This window comes from Azospirillum sp. TSO5, assembly GCF_003116065.1.
Taxonomy (GTDB): domain Bacteria; phylum Pseudomonadota; class Alphaproteobacteria; order Azospirillales; family Azospirillaceae; genus Azospirillum.
The window spans coordinates 20,117-38,040 of record NZ_LGQY01000018.1 but is presented as its reverse complement, the minus strand read 5'-3'; the positions used below and the strand labels follow the sequence as shown (position 1 = coordinate 38,040).

Sequence of the window (17,924 nt, the reverse complement as noted above, 5' to 3'; positions counted from 1 at the left end):
AATTCATGCATCAGTTGACGGCGGCGTTCAGGGATTCGAAGGTTCCGGCAAAATACGACACGTTGTGCCATGGCCGCTTGCTCAGGGCTTCGGCAAGCTCCCGCGCCTGCTGCGCATCGCGGCCGAACAACACGATCCGCGTATTGAAGTCATCGAGGGGCATGGGAGCCCCCTGGACCTTCGCGGCAGTCTCGGCTGTGAGATTGTGCGCACGCGGCAGGCTGCCTTTGCCGAAGTCTTCGGCCGACCGCGCGTCGAGGAAGACCGCGGTCTGATCGTTCCTGAAGATCCGCAGGACCCCTTCGAGGTCGATTTCGGTCGGGCCGCCGAGCGCTCGCCAGACCGGCATGCCGAGCTGATAGCGGCGCACGTTCGTGAAGCCGGCATCGAGCAGTTGGGCGGCCATGCGCCGGCTGGCTTGGCAATGAGGCCCATTGCAGTAGAGAACCAAAGCCTTGCTCTTGTCGCCGTCCACCAGCTTCTCGACCCCGGCAACCGCTTCCGATCCAGGGCCTTTGAGAGTGTTCGCTCCGGGAATATGCCCGTTCACGAATTCGGCAAGGGGACGGGTATCCAGGATGGTTGCACCCCCTTGCGAAACGATGCGGCGCATGTCCTCGGTGCTGATCTCCTGCGTTTTCTGGTCGGTCTCTCCAATGACCGCCTGATAGATGGTCATATCGCGAGCGAAAGCAGGGCCTGAAAGGAGCGTTGCCGCAACGGCTACCGAGGCGAGGAAACGAACGTTGTTCATGACCAAGCTCCATCCACGGAAGGTGTGCGACAGGATTCAACGCAACATCGCCAAACCGGCATCATGGCGGGTTTGGCGATGGGCACTTCGCTATCCGAGAGATGGCGGAGTATAGCCCCGGCCGCCGAGCCTTGTACCGATCCCACTCAGCTTAGTCCGGATAATTCGCGGCCTTGCAACGCCGGCCGTTCGCACCCGCCGCGATATCCCTTGGCCAAAATCCTTCTTGGCAGGGCGGCAACCGCGCGCTATGGTCGCCGCTATGCGACAGACGCTTTCCATCACGTCCATTGGACGTTCCCGATATTTTGGCCGCTGGTTTCGTTCGGCGGCCTAGGAACGCGCATCTGTCGCTCACTCCCGAAGCCGCCCGGACCGACCCGCGGCGGCTTTCGTGTTTGTGACCCCGGCCCTTGATGGGCCTCACATCCTGAAAATCCGAGCACGGGCGACCCGGGCGGCTTCATCACCAGCCGAGAGAGGTTGTCATGTTCGATTTCGATGTCGTCACCGGTCCCACCCAGCCGCCCCACTGCCCGATCGCTGAAGACTCCGCCGCATCGGGGGCCGCCGAGTCGTCCCCGCAGCCGGCTGCCCTGGCCGCAGCGGCCGGAAGCACCCGGTCGGAGTCGCTGCCGGACAAGGGAGAAAAGCCGCGGTCTTGAGCCGGATGGGGCCGCCGATCGTGGCGTGCAGGTCCCGCATCCGGACTTTCGACCAAAAAAATCACGAATCCTGCCTATGTTCCGCCGGCTGTTGTCGTATACTCCCTTAGGGCAGACGTGTCCGGGTTACGGCTCAGCCGGCCGTACCCTCTGTTCTGTGGCTTGGTGCTCCTCAACCGGCGTTCGGATCGGGTTTTCGGACTTGTTTTCGGGTGTGGGGATCGGATCGGAAGAAGGATGACTGATCATGGCGGATGATGCTCTCTCAAGCGTCAACTCCCTGGTGTCCAGCCTCAACGCCTCGATCAACAATGCGGTCGAGGCGATCAAGAAGTCGCAGAGCAACCAGGCGGTCGGCGACGTCAAGGAGTTCTCCAAGACGGTGAAGAAGTCGGCGCTGACCACCGCGGGCGGCGCCACCGACATCGGCGTGATTTCCAAGAACACCACCCGCCTGAACGTCGCCAGCACGCTGGCCCCGAACGACAAGGTCGATTTCTACAAGTTCAAGGTCGTCACCAGCGGCGAGCTGACCATGGGGCAGGTCGGCGACGACGGTGTGCATGTCCAGTTGATGAACCGGCTTGGCCGGGTGATGGCCGACAGCGACCCGAAGGCCGGCGATAATTACACCGCCTTCAAGAAGCTGCAGGCCGGCAATCTGTCGGTCGACAAGGGCGACTACACCCTGCGCGTCACCCGCGACAAGGGGCAGTCCGACAAGGACCCCAAGAACTACGCCATGCAGCTGGTCATGGGCAATTACAGCCAGGACTACGACACCGTGGCCAAGCAGCCGGCCAAGGGCGATACCGGCCTGACGCTCACCACCGGCCAGCAGGCCATGCTCGACGGGCTGAATCAGGCCATCGGCAGCATGAACTCCATCCCCACCGGCCAGACCGGCACACAGAAACTGATGGGCAGCTTCAGCCTGTTCGTGTGAAGCCGGGCTGTCGGCTGTGCTATGACCGGGCGGAGCCGATCCGTTCCGGAGCAGACCCTTGCAGTCCAAAAACCCGTCCATCACGCGCCTGACCCCTGACGACCATCGCCGCGTTCCCTGGAAGAATGGCGGCGGCGTCACCACCGAACTGGCGGTGGAACCGGCCGCCGACGGGCGATTCGTCTGGCGCGTCAGCATCGCCGACGTGGTCGAACCCGGCCCCTTTTCCGCCTTTCCCGGCTATGACCGGTTGATCGCGGTGGTGGAGGGCGACGGCATGCGCCTGTCGGTCGATGGCGCCCAGCCGGTCGAACGCCGCCGCCTGGAGCCCGCCTTCGCCTTTCCCGGCGAGGCGCCGGTCTGGTGCGAGCCGACCGCCGGCCCGATCCGCGACGTGAACCTGATGCTGGACCGTGCATCGGCAACCGGCGCGCTGACCCTGCTGGCGGGACAGGCCCGCCACCGGGCTGCCGGCGACGTGCTGCTGGTCCATGCGCTTGCCGGAACGTTGACCGTCATGCCGGACGGTGGCGAGGCGCTGACGGTTCCCGCCGGCCACAGCCTGCTTCTGCGCGACACGGCCGTGCTGGTGGAGGCACCGGACGGGGCGGAGGGCGTCTGCGCGGAGGTGCGGCGGCGCTAAGCCTTCGCCGCCCGGATCAGCTCCGCGTACCAGCGCGCCGAGTCCTTCGGCGTGCGGGCGAGGGTCTGGAAATCGACGTGGACGATGCCGAAGCGCTGGCCATAGCCGCTGCCCCATTCGAAATTGTCCAGCAGCGACCAGACGAAATAGCCGCGCACGTCGGCGCCCTGGGCCATCGCGTCGCGCATCGCGGCGTTGTAGATGGTCAGGTAATTGATGCGGTGCGGGTCGTGGACCCTGCCGTCGGGGCTGACGGTGTCGCTGCCGCCGCAGCCGTTCTCCGTCACCACGATGGGCAGGCGGTAGCGGCGCTGGATCGTCAGCAACTCGTCGCGGAAGGCGTTGGGGAAGATCGCCCAGCCGACGCCGTGGGTCGGCGAATCGGGCGGCGCGTCGCCCCAGCCATAGCCCCAGGTCCGGGCCGGCTCGGCCTTGGCGAAGATCGGGCCGTAATGGTTCAGACCGAACCAGTCCACCGGCCGGGCGATGCGCGCCATGTCGCCGGGCTGGACATAGGGTTCGATGGCGGCGGCGGTCTGCGGCGGATAGTGGCCGAGGATCTGCGGATCGCAGAAGACCAGATTCCAATGCTCGTCCAGCAATGCTGCGGCGGCGCGGTTCTCCGGCGTGTCGGTCTCGGGGATCACGACCTGCCGGTTGTGGATGGCGCCGATGGAGGCCCCCGGCACCATGTCGCGCAGCACGTCCACCCCGGCGCCATGGGCGAGGTTGACGTGGTGGATGGCGCGCAGATGCTGGGCCCGGTCGACGATTCCCGGCGCCGCCCAGGGGATGGCGTAGCCGAACAGGGTGAAGACCGAGAATTCGTTGAAGGTGATCCAGCGCTTCACCCGGTCGCCGTAGCGCCGGGCGCAGAGCGCGGCATAGTCGGCGTACCAGCCGGCGCAGTCGCGGGCCGACCAGCCGCCCAGATCCTGCAGGGCCTGCGGCAGGTCCCAATGGTAGAGGCACAGCCAGGGCTCGATTCCGGACTCCAGCAGGCGGTCGATCAGCCGGTCGTAGAAGTCCAGCCCGGCGTCGTTCACCGCGCCCTTGCCGCGCGGCATCACCCTGGGCCAGGAGACCGAGAAGCGATAGGCATCGACGCCCAGCCCCTTCATCAGCGCCACATCCTCCGGCATGCGGTGGTAGTGGTCGCAGGCGACGTCGCCGGTGTCGCCGTTCACCACCCCGCCCTGGGTGCGGCAGCGCACATCCCAGATGCTGGCGCCGCGCCCATCCTCGGCCGCCGCCCCCTCGATCTGGTAGGCGGAGGTGGAAACGCCCCACGTGAAGCCGGGCGGATAGGAGAAGGTCCGGTCGGTCATGGTCAGGCTGCGATCTGGTTGATGCTGCGGCAGCGGGCCTCGAACGCGTCGGAGATGAATTCGGGGCGCTTGTAATAGCCCTTGATCCAGCTCGCCAGCAGACAGAGTTCCTCCAGCTTCACCAGTTCGTCCAGCGTCCCTTCGGGAAAGCGGATGGCGAAGCTTTCGGAGATGTATTCCAGAACCTGTTCGACCTGATCGATCGACAGCTGGATATCGGTCTCCAGGGTCGCATTGCGGGTCAGCAGAGCCTCGTCGACCCCATATTCGTCGCGGATCAGCTTCACGATCCAGCGGAACATGTGCATCCAGTTGGATACACCCTCGATCGACTTGCTCATCGCGACGCTCGGCTTTGGGTTGCGCGAAAGGGGTAGGCAACAGCGACTGTACGCACCGATCGTTAAAGAATAAAGCAGTCAGCATCGGGGTTTCCCGCCGGGCGCGGCAAAAAACCGCGCAGGATTTGCCACCTCCGCGGGCATGGGGCGCCGGAGTGTGCCCAGACATTGTGCAGGAACGGAGGGAGCCGGGGCCGGATCCTTTGCCGGATCCGGGGCAGGCCGGAACGGCACGCCCCATGCAGAACGAAGCCGATCATCACCGGCAGGCAGATGGTGGCGATGAGGCTTAATCCTTCCGCCGCAGCAGATCCTTGCTGGCGAGCAGCGAACCGCCGGCGATCAGGGCGCAGGATACCCAGATGATGCCGGAGTTGGGGGCGAGGCCGAACAGGACCAGAAGCAGGGTCGACAGCAGCGGCGCCAGATAGGACAGCGCCCCCAGTGCCCGGATGTCGCCGTGGCGCACGCCGTAATCCCAGACGAAGAAGGCCGCGCCCACCGGTCCCAGCCCCAGCAGCAGCATCGCTCCCCAGCCGGCGGCGGTCTCCGGCCAAACCGTGCGTTCCAGCGCCAGATGGCAGAGCAGCGACAGGAGCGCGGTGACGAGGCAGAAGGCGCTGACCGCGTCGGTCGGCGCCTCACCGATCTGGCCCAGTCGGCGGCGCAGCACCGAATAGCCGGCCCAGGTGATGGCGCTGCCGAGAGCGGCGGCATAGCCCGGCAGATGCGCCGGGTCGATCGAGAATCCGCCCATGGAGTTGCCGCTGCCGCCGCGCGCGATCAGCAGAACCGTGCCCGCCAGCCCGGCCAGCGCGCCGCCGACATGCCAGGACCGCAGCCGCTCCCCCGGCAGCAGGGCGGAGAACAGCACGATCAGCAGCGGCCACAGATAGTTGATCAGGTTGGCCTCCACCGGCGGTGCCGCCTGCAGGGCCATGAAATAGAGGAAGTGGAAGCCGAACAGCCCGCCGACTCCCAGCGCCCAGGCCGCCAGCGGCTGGCGGAAATAGCGCAAGGGGTTGTCGCCGCGCGAGGCGGTCCAGCCGCTGCCGACCAGGAAGGCCAGCAGGAAGGAGGTCGCCACCAGCTGGAACGGCGGCACCATGGAGGCCAGCGTCGCCAGCGGGGCCAGCGTCGCCCACAAAAGGATGGCGGTGAAGCCGACCAGCGTGGCGCGGTTGACGGATCGGCGATCAGGCAGGGTGGCGGAGGGCGTGGCGGAGACGGTCATGATGCGTGTCGGTCGGTTGGCGCGAGGAAGGCGACCATAGCCGGCCGGCGGGCGGCTGTCTTGACCGGACCTCCGCCGCGCATTGACCGAAACTCCGGCCTCACGCGACGGCCTTATGCCGTCAGGGGCAGCGCCTCGTTGCGGGCAAAGGCGGTCATCACCATCGCTTCCGCTGCCTCGGCCGCCAGCGGGCGCGAGATCAGATAGCCCTGCAGGCAGTCGCAGCCGGCCTCCGCCAGCCAATGGCGCTGCTCGGCGGTTTCCACCCCCTCCGCCACGGTGGACAGCAGAAGCCGTTGGGCGAGCGCGATGACGGTGGAGGCGATGTCGGGGGCGTGCGGCAGGTCGTTGACGAAGCTGCGGTCGATCTTCAGCACATCCACCGGCAGCTGGCGCAGATAGGCCAGCGAGGAATAGCCGGTGCCGAAATCGTCGATGGCGATGCGCACCCCCAACGCCCGCAGCCGGTTCAGCGTCGGCAGATGGTGGCGCACGTCCTTCATGATGACGGTCTCGGTGATCTCCAGCTCCAGCAGGTGGGGCGGGGTGCCGTGGCGCTGCAGCACCTGTTCGACCAGCCGGGCGAAGCCGGGGTCGGCGAGCTGGCGGGCGGAGACGTTGACCGCCACCGGCACCGGGCCATGGTCGAGCGCCCAGCGGGTCGCGGTGCGGCAGGCCTCCTCCAGCACCCAGCGGCCGATCTCGATGATGAGGCCGGTGTCCTCGGCCACCGGGATGAAGTCGGCGGGGGAGATCGCCGCCCCCTCGTGCCGCCAGCGGATCAGCGCCTCGAAGCCGGTCAGCCGGCCGCTCGCCGCCTCGATCTTCGGCTGGTAGACCAGCTCGAAGGCCCGCGTCGCCACCGCCTCGCGCAGGCCGGATTCCAGCCGCAGCCGGGTCTCGGCGCGGTCGGTCATGTCGCGGGTGTAGAAGACGAAGCGGTCGCCGCCCGCCGTCTTGGCCGCCTGCATCGCCGAATCGGCCATCCGCATCAGGCCGATGCTGTCGGGCGATTCGCCGTTGCCCGGCAGGGGATGGACGGCGATGCCGATGCTGGCGGTGAGGTGGACGCGATGCTCCCCCACCTCGCGCAGGGAGGACAGGCCGTCGAGCAGCCGTTGCGCCACCATCGCCGCCTCGTCGCGGTCGGCGACGCGCTCCAGCACCACCAGGAACTCGTCGCCGCCCAGCCGGCCGACGGTGTCGCAGCGGCGCACGCTGGCGCCCAGCCGCTCCGCCACCCGGCAGAGCAGCAGGTCGCCGACGCCATGCCCGAGGCTGTCATTGACCCGCTTGAAGCGGTCGAGGTCGACATACAGCACCGCCAGCCGGCCGGCGTCCGGCTCACGCGCGCGGTTCGCCAGTTCGATGGCGTGGTCCAGCCGGTCGAGCAGCAGCGCCCGGTTCGCCAGCCCGGTCAGCGGGCAGCGCGTCGCCAGCCGCCGCAGCTCGTCATGCTCGCGTTCCAGCAGGGTCAGGGTGTGGTTGAAGCGGGCGATGACGAAGCCAAGCTCGTCGTCGGCATGGCCGCGCGGGACGGCCAGCGGCTGGCCATAGGGCTTTTCCGGGTCGATCCGCGCCACCGCCCGGCCGATCTGCAGCAGCGGCCGGGTCAGCAGCCGGTGGAACACCGCCGCCATCGCCAGCCCGATCAGCAGGTTGCGCAGGGTCCCCGCCAGCAGCGCCGCCGAGACATAGGCGAGAAATCCCGACGCCGCCCGTCCGGTGTCGATGCCGACGATCAGCGTGCCGATGCGGGGACTGTCCGCGACCTTCGGCGCGCTCGCCGGGGGCGTCAGGTCATGGGTCACCACCGGCCGGTCGATGAACAGCAGCGTCGTCGCCGCGCGCTCCAGCAGGCTCGCCGGTCTGGCCGGGCGCTCGCGGCGGGCGAGCAGGGTGCCGTCGCCCAGCCGGATCTCCGCCCAGGCGGCGTTGGCGCGAACCATGCCCTGCAGCACCTGACCGGCCAGCTCCGCGTCGATCAGCCAGGCGGCGCTGGCGGCCGGCCCCTCCACCAGGGCGACGGCGTCCGCCACCTGGGCCAGGGCCATGGTGCGCTCACGGCTGGCGGTCCAGGCGAATTCGGCCGCGGTGATGGTCAGGCCGATGACGAAGGCGGCGAGAACCGCGTGAATCGCCTGCTTCAGCGTCAGGCTGCGCAGGACTGGGATCGCCATCGCACCGTTCCTCGGCCGCATGTTTCGCACCGCCGCCCCGGTCGGGGGTAAGCCTTTCGGCAGAGGCGGCAAGCCGAAGCATTAGTGGTGCGGGCGATGACCGGGGCGCGGCGGTTCCGTGAAATTTTTGTAACCGGGGACGGGCTCTATTGCTGAGAATGCATATTGCTGCATAGGTCCATTCCTGCGACGCATGGCTACCATTCAGCATTGGTAATACCAGTTCGTGTGCGCCGCAGCATATCTTGGCCCTGCCCATTCTCGGGGCGTTTCCTCCCTAAACTTCAGGGCCGCGCGATTGCGCGGCCCTTTTTCTTTTGGGGGATGGAGGAAGGGCGGGTCAGACCCGGCGGGCGAGCGCCAGCAGGCCGCCGGCGCCGATCATCAGGCCGCCGGTCAGACGGTTCAGCGACTTGGCCGCCGACACGGTGGTCAGCTTCGCCGCCAGCCGGTCGCCGCCGGTGGCATAGGCCATGATCCAGCCGAACTCGATCACCACCATGGTGGCGACCAGCGCCATCAGCTGCGGCGCCAGCGGCGCGGCGGCGTCGATGAACTGTGGGAACAGGGCGCCCATGAACACCAGCGCCTTCGGATTGCTGAAGGCGACCAGCGCGCCACGCAGGAACAGGCGGACGGGCGTGCCTTCCCCCGATGCGGCTGCGGCGGCGTCACGCTCGCCGGGCTGCTCGACCGGCGCCAGCCATGCGGCGATGCCGAGCCAGGTCAGATAGGCGACGCCGGCCCAGCGCACGATCTCGAAGGCCAGGACGGAGGTGGAGAGCAGGGCGCCCAACCCGAAGGCCGACAGCGCCGCCATCACCGCCAGCGCCGCACACATGCCGGCGCCGCCCCAGGCCGCACGCCGGGCGCCGAAGCGCAGGCCGAGGCTCATCGCCAGCAGCATGTTCGGCCCCGGCGTCGCCGAGATCACGAAGGCGGTGGCGAAGAAGAAGGCGAGCGTCTGCCACATCATGATTTGCGGACCTCAAGAGCGGGGATACCGGGGGTGGGCAACAATCGGCCGCACCACAGCAGCACGCGCCCGGCTCCGCCGCAAGCGGCTCCGGCGAAACACAGCCATGCTCGGCGGCGAGGCGGGCCGGCCTGGGCGTTCCGGCTCAGGGCGCCGCCGCCCGCACCTGCCAAGCCCGGAAGGCGAGGTTCGCCGAATCCTGGTCCGGCCGCTTGTAGGCGGCGAAGCGGCGGTCGCGAATGCGGCGCTGCGCTTCGCGCCACACCCCGTTCCAGTCGATGGTACCGTCCGCCAGCAGCCGGTTTTCGATGATGCCCAGAAGGGCTTCGTTGACCGTCGACACGCCGATGTTCTGCGTCGCCAGCACCAGCGCGTCGGGCGCGCGTTCCAGCGTGGCGCGCAACCGCGTGTGCCCGCCGCAGGACCCCCAGAAGACCAGCGCCGTGGCCGGCGCGATCTCCGTCATGGTGGAGTCCTCGTGATAGCTGTGGCCGCGATGGATGACGATGGACGGGACCAGCCCTTCGCGCGCCATCCAGTCCCAGGCGGCGGCACGGCCGGCATCATGGGCACCGGGCTCGTCGGCGACGATGACGATCCGGCGCCCGTGGCGGTCCGGGCTGACGGCGACGGTGAAGCCGGACTGGCTGTAGAGCGCCCACCCCTGGGCACGGTGCTGCCGCAGGAAGCCGCGGAAGGAGGCCCGCCCATCGGGGTCGTCGTAGAAGGTCATCCGCTGGACGTTGATGCCGTTGCGGAACAGGCGCTGCCCGGTCAGGACGGGCAGGGCGGCCGGCGGATGGCGCTGGAGGAAGCGTTCGGCCTCGAAAGCCGGGGTGGCCGGGCGGCCCGATAGGCGCGTCGCATGCAGGCTGCCGGCAAGTCCGGCCATGATCCGGGCCGGCGTTTCGCCGGTCCCGCGGTACCAGGCCGCCAGCTCGTCCTCCAGGGCGGCGCGGACGGCACGGTTGTCCAGGTCCATGGCGTCGGCCAGCGCGCCGATCACCACGGCGGCGTCGGTTCCGGGAACCGGCGCGTCCTGGGCCGGCAGCAGTGCCCGCAGGCTTTCGCGCATCAGCTCCCGCGCGATGGCGGGATTGGCGCCGAACAGGCTGGCCGCCCGGCCACCGCCGACCGTCGCCACGAAGAAGTCGGCCCACAGCGGCCGTGTCCGCTCTCCGCGCGCGAGGTCGAGAAGGCTCCGCCGCTCCTGCTTGAGCTGGATCTGCAGGATGTTGACCAGCCCGTCGAGCGAGGAGGTGTAGAGCTGCGGCCCGATCCGCGCGATCAGCCCGAACAGATCTTCCGCCGACAGCGCCATGGCGATGCGGAAGCGGTCGGCCGGCGGATCGTCCACCATGTCGTCGAGCAGCGCGCCGATCTTCGGCGCCATCGCGGCCGGATCGCGCGCGAGCGAGGCGGCCAGCGCCTTCGCCGCCTGGATCTCCAGCGCCCGCAGATCGGGCATGCCCAGGCGTTTGCGCAGTTCGTGCCGCGTTTCGTAGAAGGGCAGCCCGGTGTCGAGCGCCTGCGACAGCAGCCCGAGGTCCAGCGCGAGGGCGACGATCTCCGCGCCGCCAGGACGGCCGATCATCTGGTCCGCGGCTCCGACCGCATCGAAGGGCGCCAGTGTCGCCGCCCCGCGTAGCGCGGCCAGCGCCGCCTCGCCGGGGAACAGGCTGGAACAGCGGAAGGCGTCCGCCGGCGACCGGCGGGCCAGTTCGGCGAAAGCCTCGTCCCCGCCGGACAGGGCATCGAGGACGGCCTGGCCCGCCGGTTCATGATCGGCGCAGGTGCCGGGAGCGTCGGCGGGGCGGCCAGCAAGAGCCTGTCGTGCTGGTGTCTGCCCGGTTGGAGTTTGCCCGACCGGGGCTTGCGGCTTCGGCGGAGCGGGTACGGTCAGCCCGGCGGACTGCAGCGGCGGGGGCAGGGTCTGGGCCGCCGCCATGACGGTCCAGCCGGCCGCCAGCGCCGCGCCGGCCAACCATGACAGCCGGCCTGCCCATCGGGACGGAACCGGTGCGGCGGTATGGCCGGGGAGCGAGCGGGCGGAAGGCACGTCTATGGCTGCTCGGAACATGGATGGGGACGGGGAGGGATGGGAAAGCACCGTCTTGCGGACTACCCCTTAAGGCGTAAGCTATGCAGGCAATCGTCGGTTTGTCACCTCCCTATCGGGGCGAAGCTCCGAACCGCCGCGGGTTGCCGCCGGACCGCAAGTCCGGTGGGCGGCGTGGAGTACCCCGCCCTGCCCAATCGCGACTGCCGGAATAGCCCGGCGGGGCATGGACAGGAAACGTTCGCACACCAATCCTCAATCCTTCGTCCGGCGCGGCTCTTTGTCCGGCGCGACAGGCCGGACACCGGTGGCGAGAAGGAGGGTGCGTATGCGTGCATACCGTCTCTTGGCCCATAGCCGTGCCTGCCTCCTCGTCTCCCTGCTTGTCGTCGCTCCTTTATGCTTGTGCTTATCCGCGGTTCCGGCCGCGGCGCAGACGCCGGTGGACCTGGAACTGGTCCTGGCGGTGGACGTGTCCGGCAGCGTCGACCCGGACGAGGCGAAGCTGCAGCGCAACGGCTATGTCCAGGCCCTGCTGAACCCGAAGGTGCAGGCGGCGATCCGCGGCGGCCCCTTCGGCCGGATCGGCGCCACCTATGTGGAATGGTCGGGCGAAAGCTATCAGCACATCGTCGTCGCCTGGACCGAGCTGAGCGATCCCGCCAGCGTCGAGCGCTTCGCGGCGATGGTGGCGGAGGCGCCAATGACGACGGAGCAATGGACCTCGATCAGCGCCGCCATCGACTTCGTCGTTCCGCTGTTCGACAACAACGCGTTCGAGGGCATGCGGCGGGTCATCGACATTTCCGGGGACGGCGAGAACAACCGCGGCCGCCCGGTGGAGGAGGCGCGCGACGCCGCGGTCGCCCGCGGCATCACCATCAACGGGCTGCCGATCCTGAACGACCGGCCCAACCCCTGGGGCGGCGCGGCGCCGAACGACCTGGAGGGCTATTACCGCGACCATGTCATCGGCGGCCCCGGCGCCTTCCTGGTGCCCGCCCGCGACTTCGACGCCTTTGCCGACGCCATTCTCAGCAAACTGCTTCTGGAGGTGTCGGGCGTCCAGCCGGACGGGCTGGACTTCGCGGCACGCTGAGCGGGGGTGGGAGTCAGTTCACCGCCCGGTCGATGGCGCGGCCGGCCTTTTCCGCCGGACCCGGCGGGTCGATGGCGTCCTTGACGCTCTGGCCGGCGTTGTCGATGGACTCGCCGGCCCGCTCGGCCGGACCGTCCTTGTGGCAGGCGGCCACGGCGACCAGCGGCAGGACCAGGACGGCGGTGCGCAACAGCGTCAGCATGACGGTCTCCTTCTTGTGGCGCGCGGCGTCCGGTGACGGGCGGCGCGCTGCAGTGCGATAGGGAACGGGAGGACCGGGCATTGGGTTCGGCCGCCTAGCCGATTGCTCCGCTGACGCTTCCGCTTGGGCTTGGGGTGCCGCCATTTCAGCTACTCCCCATGTTCGAATCTCCCTCTCCCCCGGGGAGAGGGTCGGGGTGAGGAGGACGCACTGCGTGGATTATGTGCGAGCGGAGAGTGCGCGATTCTTGAAGATCCTCGCCACGCGCCCCCCTCACCCTAACCCTCTCCCCGGGGGGGAGAGGGGATCCTGGGCAGGGTAAGCGGCTGCCCCGCATTTTGTGTTCTACGGTCAACTGCCCGCCGCGCCCGCCGTGCCACTCTTCCTGCCGTGATGAGACGGGCGGGAGGCCGGCATGGCTGGGTACCATTGCGATCTGGGGCGGCAGCGCCACCGTTTCGACGATCTGAAGGCGGTGATGGCCTGCGCCTCGCCGCGGCGGTCGGGCGACGAGCTGGCGGGCATCGCCGCCGACAGCGACGAACGGCGGGTGGCGGCGCGTATGGTGCTGGCCGACCTGCCGCTGAAGATTTTCCTGAACGAGGTTCTGATCGCTTACGAGACCGACGAGGTGACCCGCCTCATCATCGACCGCCATGACGCCGAGGCCTTCCGGCCGGTGGCGCACATGACGGTCGGGCAGTTCCGCGACTGGCTGCTGTCCTATGACGCCGACACCGCGGCGCTGACGGCGCTCGCCCCCGGCCTGACGCCCGAGATGGTGGCGGCGGTGTCCAAGCTGATGCGCAACCATGATCTGGTCTGCGTCGCCGCCAAATGCTCGGTCGTCACCCGTTTCCGCACCACGGTCGGGCTGCCGGGGCGGCTGTCGAGCCGGCTGCAGCCCAACCATCCGACCGACGATCCGACCGGCATCGCCGCCTCGACGCTCGACGGGCTGCTCTACGGCATCGGCGACGCGGTGATCGGCATCAACCCGGCGACCGACAATGTGCCGGCCTGCATCGCGCTGCTGGAGATGCTGGACGCCGTGCGCACCCGCTTCGACATCCCGGTGCAGTCCTGCGTGCTGGCCCATGTCACCACCACGATGCAGGCAATGGAGCGCGGGGCGCCGGTCGATCTGGTGTTCCAGTCGATCGCCGGCACCGAGAAGGCCAACCGCGGCTTCGGCGTCAGCCTGTCCTTGCTGGCCGAGGCGCAGGAGGCGGCCAAATCGCTGAAGCGCGGCACCATCGGCGACAACGTCATGTATTTCGAGACGGGGCAGGGGTCCGCCCTGTCGGCCGACGCCCATTTCGGCGTCGATCAGCAGACGGTGGAAACCCGCGCCTATGCCGTCGCCCGCGCCTTCGACCCGCTGCTGGTCAACACGGTGGTCGGCTTCATCGGCCCCGAATATCTCTATGACGCCAAGCAGATCACGCGGGCCGGGCTGGAAGACCATTTCTGCGCCAAGCTGCTGGGCGTGCCGATGGGCTGCGACGTCTGCTACACCAACCATGCCGAGGCCGACCAGGACGACATGGACGTCCTGATGACGATGCTGGCGACCGCGGGTGTCAACTTCCTGATCGCGGTGCCCGGCGCCGACGACGTCATGCTGAACTACCAGAGCCTGTCCTATCACGACGTGCTCGGGCTGCGGCATCTGCTGAAACGCCCGCCGGCGCCGGAGTTCGAAGCGTGGCTGGACAAGGCCGGCTGGCTCGACGAGCAGCGCCGCCTGCCGCCCTGGCCCGACCAGAGCCTCGTCGTCTCCGCCCTGCTGGGGAGTGCGGCCTGATGAGCGACAATCCCAAAGATCCGTGGGCGCGCTTCCGCAGCGCCACCCGCGCCCGCATCGCGCTGGGCCGCAGCGGCGACGCGCTGCCGACGAAAGCGCTCTTGGAATTCCAACTGGCCCATGCCCGCGCCCGCGACGCGGTGCACAGCGCCGTCGATTTCGACCGGCTGGCCGCCGACCTGTCGCCGCTTGAATGCTTGCGCGTCAACAGCGCCGCACCCGACCGGCCGACCTATCTGCGCCGGCCCGATCTCGGCCGCCGGCTCGACCCGGCCAGCGCCGCCGATCTGCCGGCGGGCGAGTGGGACCTGCTGTTCGTGATCGCCGACGGGCTGTCGGCCGCCGCGGTGCAGGTCAATGCCGCCCCGCTGGTCCATGCCTGCGTGGCGCGGCTGAGGCCTCTGCGCATCGGGCCGGTGGTGCTGGCCGAACAGGCCCGCGTGGCGCTGGGCGACGAGGTGGCGGCGGCCATGGGTGCCCGGCTGGTGGCGCTGCTGGTGGGCGAGCGGCCCGGCCTGTCGGCCGCGGAGTCGCTGGGTGTCTATCTGACCTGGGACCCGAAGCCCGGCCGTGCCGATTCCGAACGCAACTGCATTTCGAACATCCATGCCGGCGGCCTGTCGATCCAGACGGCCGCCGACAAGCTGTGCTGGCTCGCCACCGAGGCGGCGCGGCTGAAGCTGACGGGGGTCGCCCTGAAGGAGGACGCCCCGTCCCTTGCCGGTCCGGACAACGACAAAAACCAACTGACCGACCGGTCGTGAGAGAGCGCCGCCATCAATTCCAAAGCCTTGAACAGGGGCAGGAGGCAACATGTCTGGGAACACGAAACCTGAATTGAGCAAGAGCCTGAGCGGGCTCCATCTGTGGGGGATCGCCGTCGGGCTGGTGATCTCCGGCGAATATTTCGGCTGGAGCTACGGCTGGGCGGCGGCGGGAACGCTTGGCTTCCTCGTCACCACGATCCTGATCGCGGCGATGTACACCACCTTCATCTTCAGCTTCACCGAGCTGACCACCGCCATCCCTCATGCCGGCGGTCCCTTCGCCTACAGCTACCGCGCCTTCGGGCCGACCGGTGGCTTCGTCGCCGGCTTCGCCACGCTGATCGAGTTCGTCTTCGCGCCGCCGGCCATCGCGCTCGCCATCGGTGCCTATCTGAACGTGCAGTTTCCGGGGCTGGACCCGAAGACGGCGGCGGTCGGCGCCTACATCGTCTTCATGGGGCTGAACATCGCCGGCGTGTCCATCGCCGCCACCTTCGAGCTGTTCGTCACCATCCTGGCGATCATTGAGCTGGTGGTGTTCATGGGCGTCGTCTATCCCGGCTTCTCCTGGGCGAATTTCACCGCCAACGGCTGGTCCGGGTCGCCCAGCTTCAGCATGGACGCCTTCGGCGGCATCTTCGCCGCGATCCCCTTCGCCATCTGGTTCTTCCTGGCGATCGAGGGGGCGGCGATGGCGGCGGAGGAGACCAAGGATCCCAAGCGCACTGTGCCGCGCGCCTATATCGGCGGCATCCTGACGCTGGTGGTGCTGGCCTTCGGCACCATGATCTTCGCCGGCGGCGTCGGCGACTGGAACGCGCTGTCCAACATCAACGACCCGCTGCCGCAGGCGATGAAGGCGGTGGTCGGTGAATCGAGCGGCTGGCTGCACATGCTGGTGTGGATCGGCCTGTTCGGGCTGATCGCGTCCTTCCACGGCATCATCATGGGCTATTCGCGCCAGATCTTCGCGCTGTCCCGCGCCGGCTTCCTGCCGCCGGTGCTGGCCCGCCTGCACCCGACCCGCAAGACCCCGCATTGGGCCATCCTGGCCGGCGGCGTGATCGGCATCGCCGCCATCTATTCCGACGAGCTGATCAAGATCGGTGGCCAGCCGCTGACCGCCAACATCGTGACCATGTCGGTGTTCGGCGCCATCGTCATGTACATCATGAGCATGGCGGCGCTGTTCCGCCTGCGCACCACCGAACCGGCGCTGGAGCGGCCGTACCGCGCGCCCTTCTACCCGGTGTTCCCGGCGATCTCGCTGGTGCTGGCGGTGCTGGCCCTGGTGACGATGGTCTACTACAACGCGCTGGTCTTCGGGCTGTTCGTGGCGCTGTTCGCGCTGGGCTACCTGTTCCACGTCGCCACCGCCGGCATGCGGGTGAAGGCCGGCGGGGCTTCGGGGCTGGGGCATATGGATGCGTTCACCGAGGCGCGGTCGATGGTGGATTGAGGGGTGTGGGGGTGCCTTGCGGGTGCCCCCTCCCTAACCCTCCCCCGCGTTCCGCGGGAGAGGGGACTGCCGTCGCTTTCGCAAATTCTCCCCTCTCCCGCGAAGCGGGGGAGGGAGGGACCCGCTCGCAAGAGCGGGAGGGAGGGGGCACCCGCAGCCGGCGCGCCTCCATCCCCTCACTCCCCGTCGTGGCTTTGGATGAAGCTGCGGATTTCCGGCAGGATCGCTTCGCGCCAGCGGCGGCCGTTGAAGATGCCGTAGTGGCCGACGCCCTTCTGGAAATGCGTCTTGCGCATCTCGTCCGGCAGCGACGAGCACAGGCGCTGGGCCGCGATGGTCTGGCCGGGGGCGGAGATGTCGTCCAGCTCGCCTTCCACCGTCATCACCGCGGTCTTGCGAACCGCCGCCGGCTCCACCTTGCGGCCGCGCGACATCATGGTGCCGTTGGGCAGGGCGTGCTTCTGGAACACCGTCTCGATGGTCTGCAGGTAGAATTCCGCCGAAAGGTCCATCACCGACAGATATTCGTCGTAGAAGCGGCGGTGCTGCTCGGCCGAATCGCCGTCGCCGCGGACGAGGTGGCGGAACAGGCCGACATGCTCGTTGATGTGGCGGTCGAGGTTCATCGACATGAAGCCCGACAGCTGGATGAAGCCGGGATAGACGCGGCGGAAGGCGCCCGGATAATAGACCGGGACCGTGGTGATGACGCTGCGTTCGAACCACTTCAGCGGGCGTTCCATCGCCAGCTTGACCGGCACCGTCGGGTTGGCCATCGGGTCGATCGGGCCGCCCATCAGGGTCATGCTGCGCGCCTGCACCGGCTCGTCCGCCGCCGCCATCAGCGACACCGCCGCCATCACCGGCACCGCCGGCTGGCACACCGCGATGACGTGGGTGTTCGGCCCCAGGAAGCGGATCAGCTCCGCCACCGTGTCGATGTAGTCGTCCAGGTCGAAGCGGCCGGCCGCCATCGGCACCAGCCGCACGTCGATCCAGTCCGTGATGTAGACGTCATGGTCGCGCATCAGCGCTTCCACGGTGCCGCGCAGCAGCGTGGCGTGGTGCCCCGACATCGGGGCGACCAGCAGCACCTTAGGCTGGCGCGGCGTGCCTTCCGGCTTGGCGAAGTTCAGCAGCTTGCAGAAGGGGGACTGCCAGACGAAACGCTCGGTAACCGGCACCGTCTGCCCATCGACCACCGTCTCCGCCAGACCGAATGCCGGCTTGCCGAAGCGGCGGGTCGTCCGCTCCACCAACTCGGCCCCGGCGGCGACCGCCCGGCCAAGCTTGGTGTAGGACAACGGCATCAGCGGATTCTGGAAGGTGTGCTGGGCGGCTTCGGCCCAGAAACGCATCGGCCGCATGGCGGCGTGTTGCATGTCGTACAGATGGTACAGCAAATCAGATCCTCACGTCACGGCTGCCCCCGGTCGGCCAGGGTCGGTTATACCTTCGATCAGC

The 17,924-nt window shown here is 68.5% G+C and carries 16 protein-coding genes; 7 read left to right on the top strand and 9 right to left on the bottom strand.

Annotation, left to right across the window (positions count from 1 at the left end):
* Positions 1-10: 10 nt before the first annotated feature.
* Positions 11-754, bottom strand: a complete 744-nt coding sequence (locus TSO5_RS04545) for a rhodanese-like domain-containing protein (RefSeq protein ID WP_109150455.1) — start codon at positions 752-754, stop codon at positions 11-13.
* Between the two features lie 488 nt (positions 755-1,242).
* On the opposite strand from TSO5_RS04545, the gene TSO5_RS32615 reads away from it, so the two are divergent.
* The 3 genes from TSO5_RS32615 (at position 1,243) to TSO5_RS04530 (ending at position 3,008) form a co-directional block, all read left to right on the top strand.
* A complete protein-coding gene (locus TSO5_RS32615; RefSeq protein ID WP_158282034.1) occupies positions 1,243-1,419 on the top strand; it encodes a hypothetical protein in 177 nt (58 codons plus the stop codon).
* A gap of 247 nt (positions 1,420-1,666) precedes the next feature.
* Entirely contained in the window at positions 1,667-2,365 is a 699-nt protein-coding gene (locus TSO5_RS04535; protein ID WP_109150453.1) for a hypothetical protein, read from the top strand.
* 58 nt (positions 2,366-2,423) lie between these two features.
* Positions 2,424-3,008, top strand: a complete 585-nt coding sequence (locus tag TSO5_RS04530) for a HutD family protein (protein ID WP_109150452.1) — start codon at positions 2,424-2,426, stop codon at positions 3,006-3,008.
* On the opposite strand, the gene TSO5_RS04525 is transcribed toward TSO5_RS04530, so the two are convergent.
* The 6 genes from TSO5_RS04525 to TSO5_RS04500 all read right to left on the bottom strand — a co-directional run bounded on the left by TSO5_RS04525 (position 3,005) and on the right by TSO5_RS04500 (position 11,126).
* Positions 3,005-4,336, bottom strand: a complete 1,332-nt coding sequence (locus TSO5_RS04525) for a GH1 family beta-glucosidase (protein WP_109150451.1) — start codon at positions 4,334-4,336, stop codon at positions 3,005-3,007. The two genes, TSO5_RS04530 and TSO5_RS04525, sit on opposite strands and share 4 nt — an antisense overlap.
* Before the next feature lie 2 nt (positions 4,337-4,338).
* A complete protein-coding gene (locus TSO5_RS04520; RefSeq protein ID WP_085091864.1) occupies positions 4,339-4,677 on the bottom strand; it encodes an acyl carrier protein in 339 nt (112 codons plus the stop codon).
* Positions 4,678-4,966: 289 nt separating this feature from the next.
* Complete coding sequence (locus tag TSO5_RS04515) at positions 4,967-5,911, bottom strand: EamA family transporter (RefSeq protein WP_109150450.1); 945 nt, start codon at positions 5,909-5,911, stop codon at positions 4,967-4,969.
* A 113-nt stretch (positions 5,912-6,024) separates the two neighbouring features.
* Positions 6,025-8,091: a GGDEF domain-containing phosphodiesterase gene (locus TSO5_RS04510; protein WP_109150449.1), complete on the bottom strand. Its 2,067-nt coding sequence runs from the start codon at positions 8,089-8,091 to the stop codon at positions 6,025-6,027.
* 340 nt (positions 8,092-8,431) lie between these two features.
* The gene (locus TSO5_RS04505; RefSeq protein ID WP_109150448.1) at positions 8,432-9,067 is read right to left on the bottom strand and encodes a LysE family transporter; all 636 of its coding nucleotides are present in this window, start codon (positions 9,065-9,067) and stop codon (positions 8,432-8,434) included.
* A 145-nt stretch (positions 9,068-9,212) separates the two neighbouring features.
* On the bottom strand, positions 9,213-11,126 hold the full coding sequence (locus TSO5_RS04500) for a hypothetical protein (RefSeq protein WP_247870585.1): 1,914 nt from the start codon (positions 11,124-11,126) through the stop codon (positions 9,213-9,215).
* Between the two features lie 442 nt (positions 11,127-11,568).
* Between TSO5_RS04500 and TSO5_RS04495 the strand changes: the two genes are divergently transcribed.
* A complete protein-coding gene (locus TSO5_RS04495) occupies positions 11,569-12,225 on the top strand; it encodes a DUF1194 domain-containing protein (protein WP_348981045.1) in 657 nt (218 codons plus the stop codon).
* Positions 12,226-12,238: 13 nt separating this feature from the next.
* Here the strand turns inward: TSO5_RS04495 and TSO5_RS04490 are convergent, their stop codons facing one another.
* Positions 12,239-12,427, bottom strand: coding sequence for a hypothetical protein (locus tag TSO5_RS04490; protein WP_109076510.1), 189 nt, complete (start codon positions 12,425-12,427; stop codon positions 12,239-12,241).
* 415 nt (positions 12,428-12,842) lie between these two features.
* On the opposite strand from TSO5_RS04490, the gene TSO5_RS04480 reads away from it, so the two are divergent.
* Genes TSO5_RS04480 through eat form a run of 3 tightly spaced genes read left to right on the top strand, consistent with a single transcriptional unit; the run spans position 12,843 to position 16,460 of the window.
* Entirely contained in the window at positions 12,843-14,234 is a 1,392-nt protein-coding gene (locus TSO5_RS04480) for an ethanolamine ammonia-lyase subunit EutB (protein ID WP_109150445.1), read from the top strand.
* Complete coding sequence (gene eutC, locus TSO5_RS04475; protein WP_109150444.1) at positions 14,234-14,998, top strand: ethanolamine ammonia-lyase subunit EutC; 765 nt, start codon at positions 14,234-14,236, stop codon at positions 14,996-14,998. The genes TSO5_RS04480 and eutC overlap by 1 nt, the downstream gene beginning before the upstream one ends.
* 49 nt (positions 14,999-15,047) lie before the next feature.
* The gene (gene eat / locus TSO5_RS04470; protein ID WP_109150443.1) at positions 15,048-16,460 is read left to right on the top strand and encodes an ethanolamine permease; all 1,413 of its coding nucleotides are present in this window, start codon (positions 15,048-15,050) and stop codon (positions 16,458-16,460) included.
* Between the two features lie 176 nt (positions 16,461-16,636).
* Here eat and phaZ read toward each other — a convergent pair whose 3' ends face one another.
* Positions 16,637-17,863 carry a polyhydroxyalkanoate depolymerase gene (gene phaZ, locus TSO5_RS04465; RefSeq protein WP_109150442.1) on the bottom strand — a complete coding sequence of 409 codons (1,227 nt, stop codon included), beginning with the start codon at positions 17,861-17,863 and terminating at the stop codon, positions 16,637-16,639.
* Positions 17,864-17,924 lie beyond the last annotated feature (61 nt).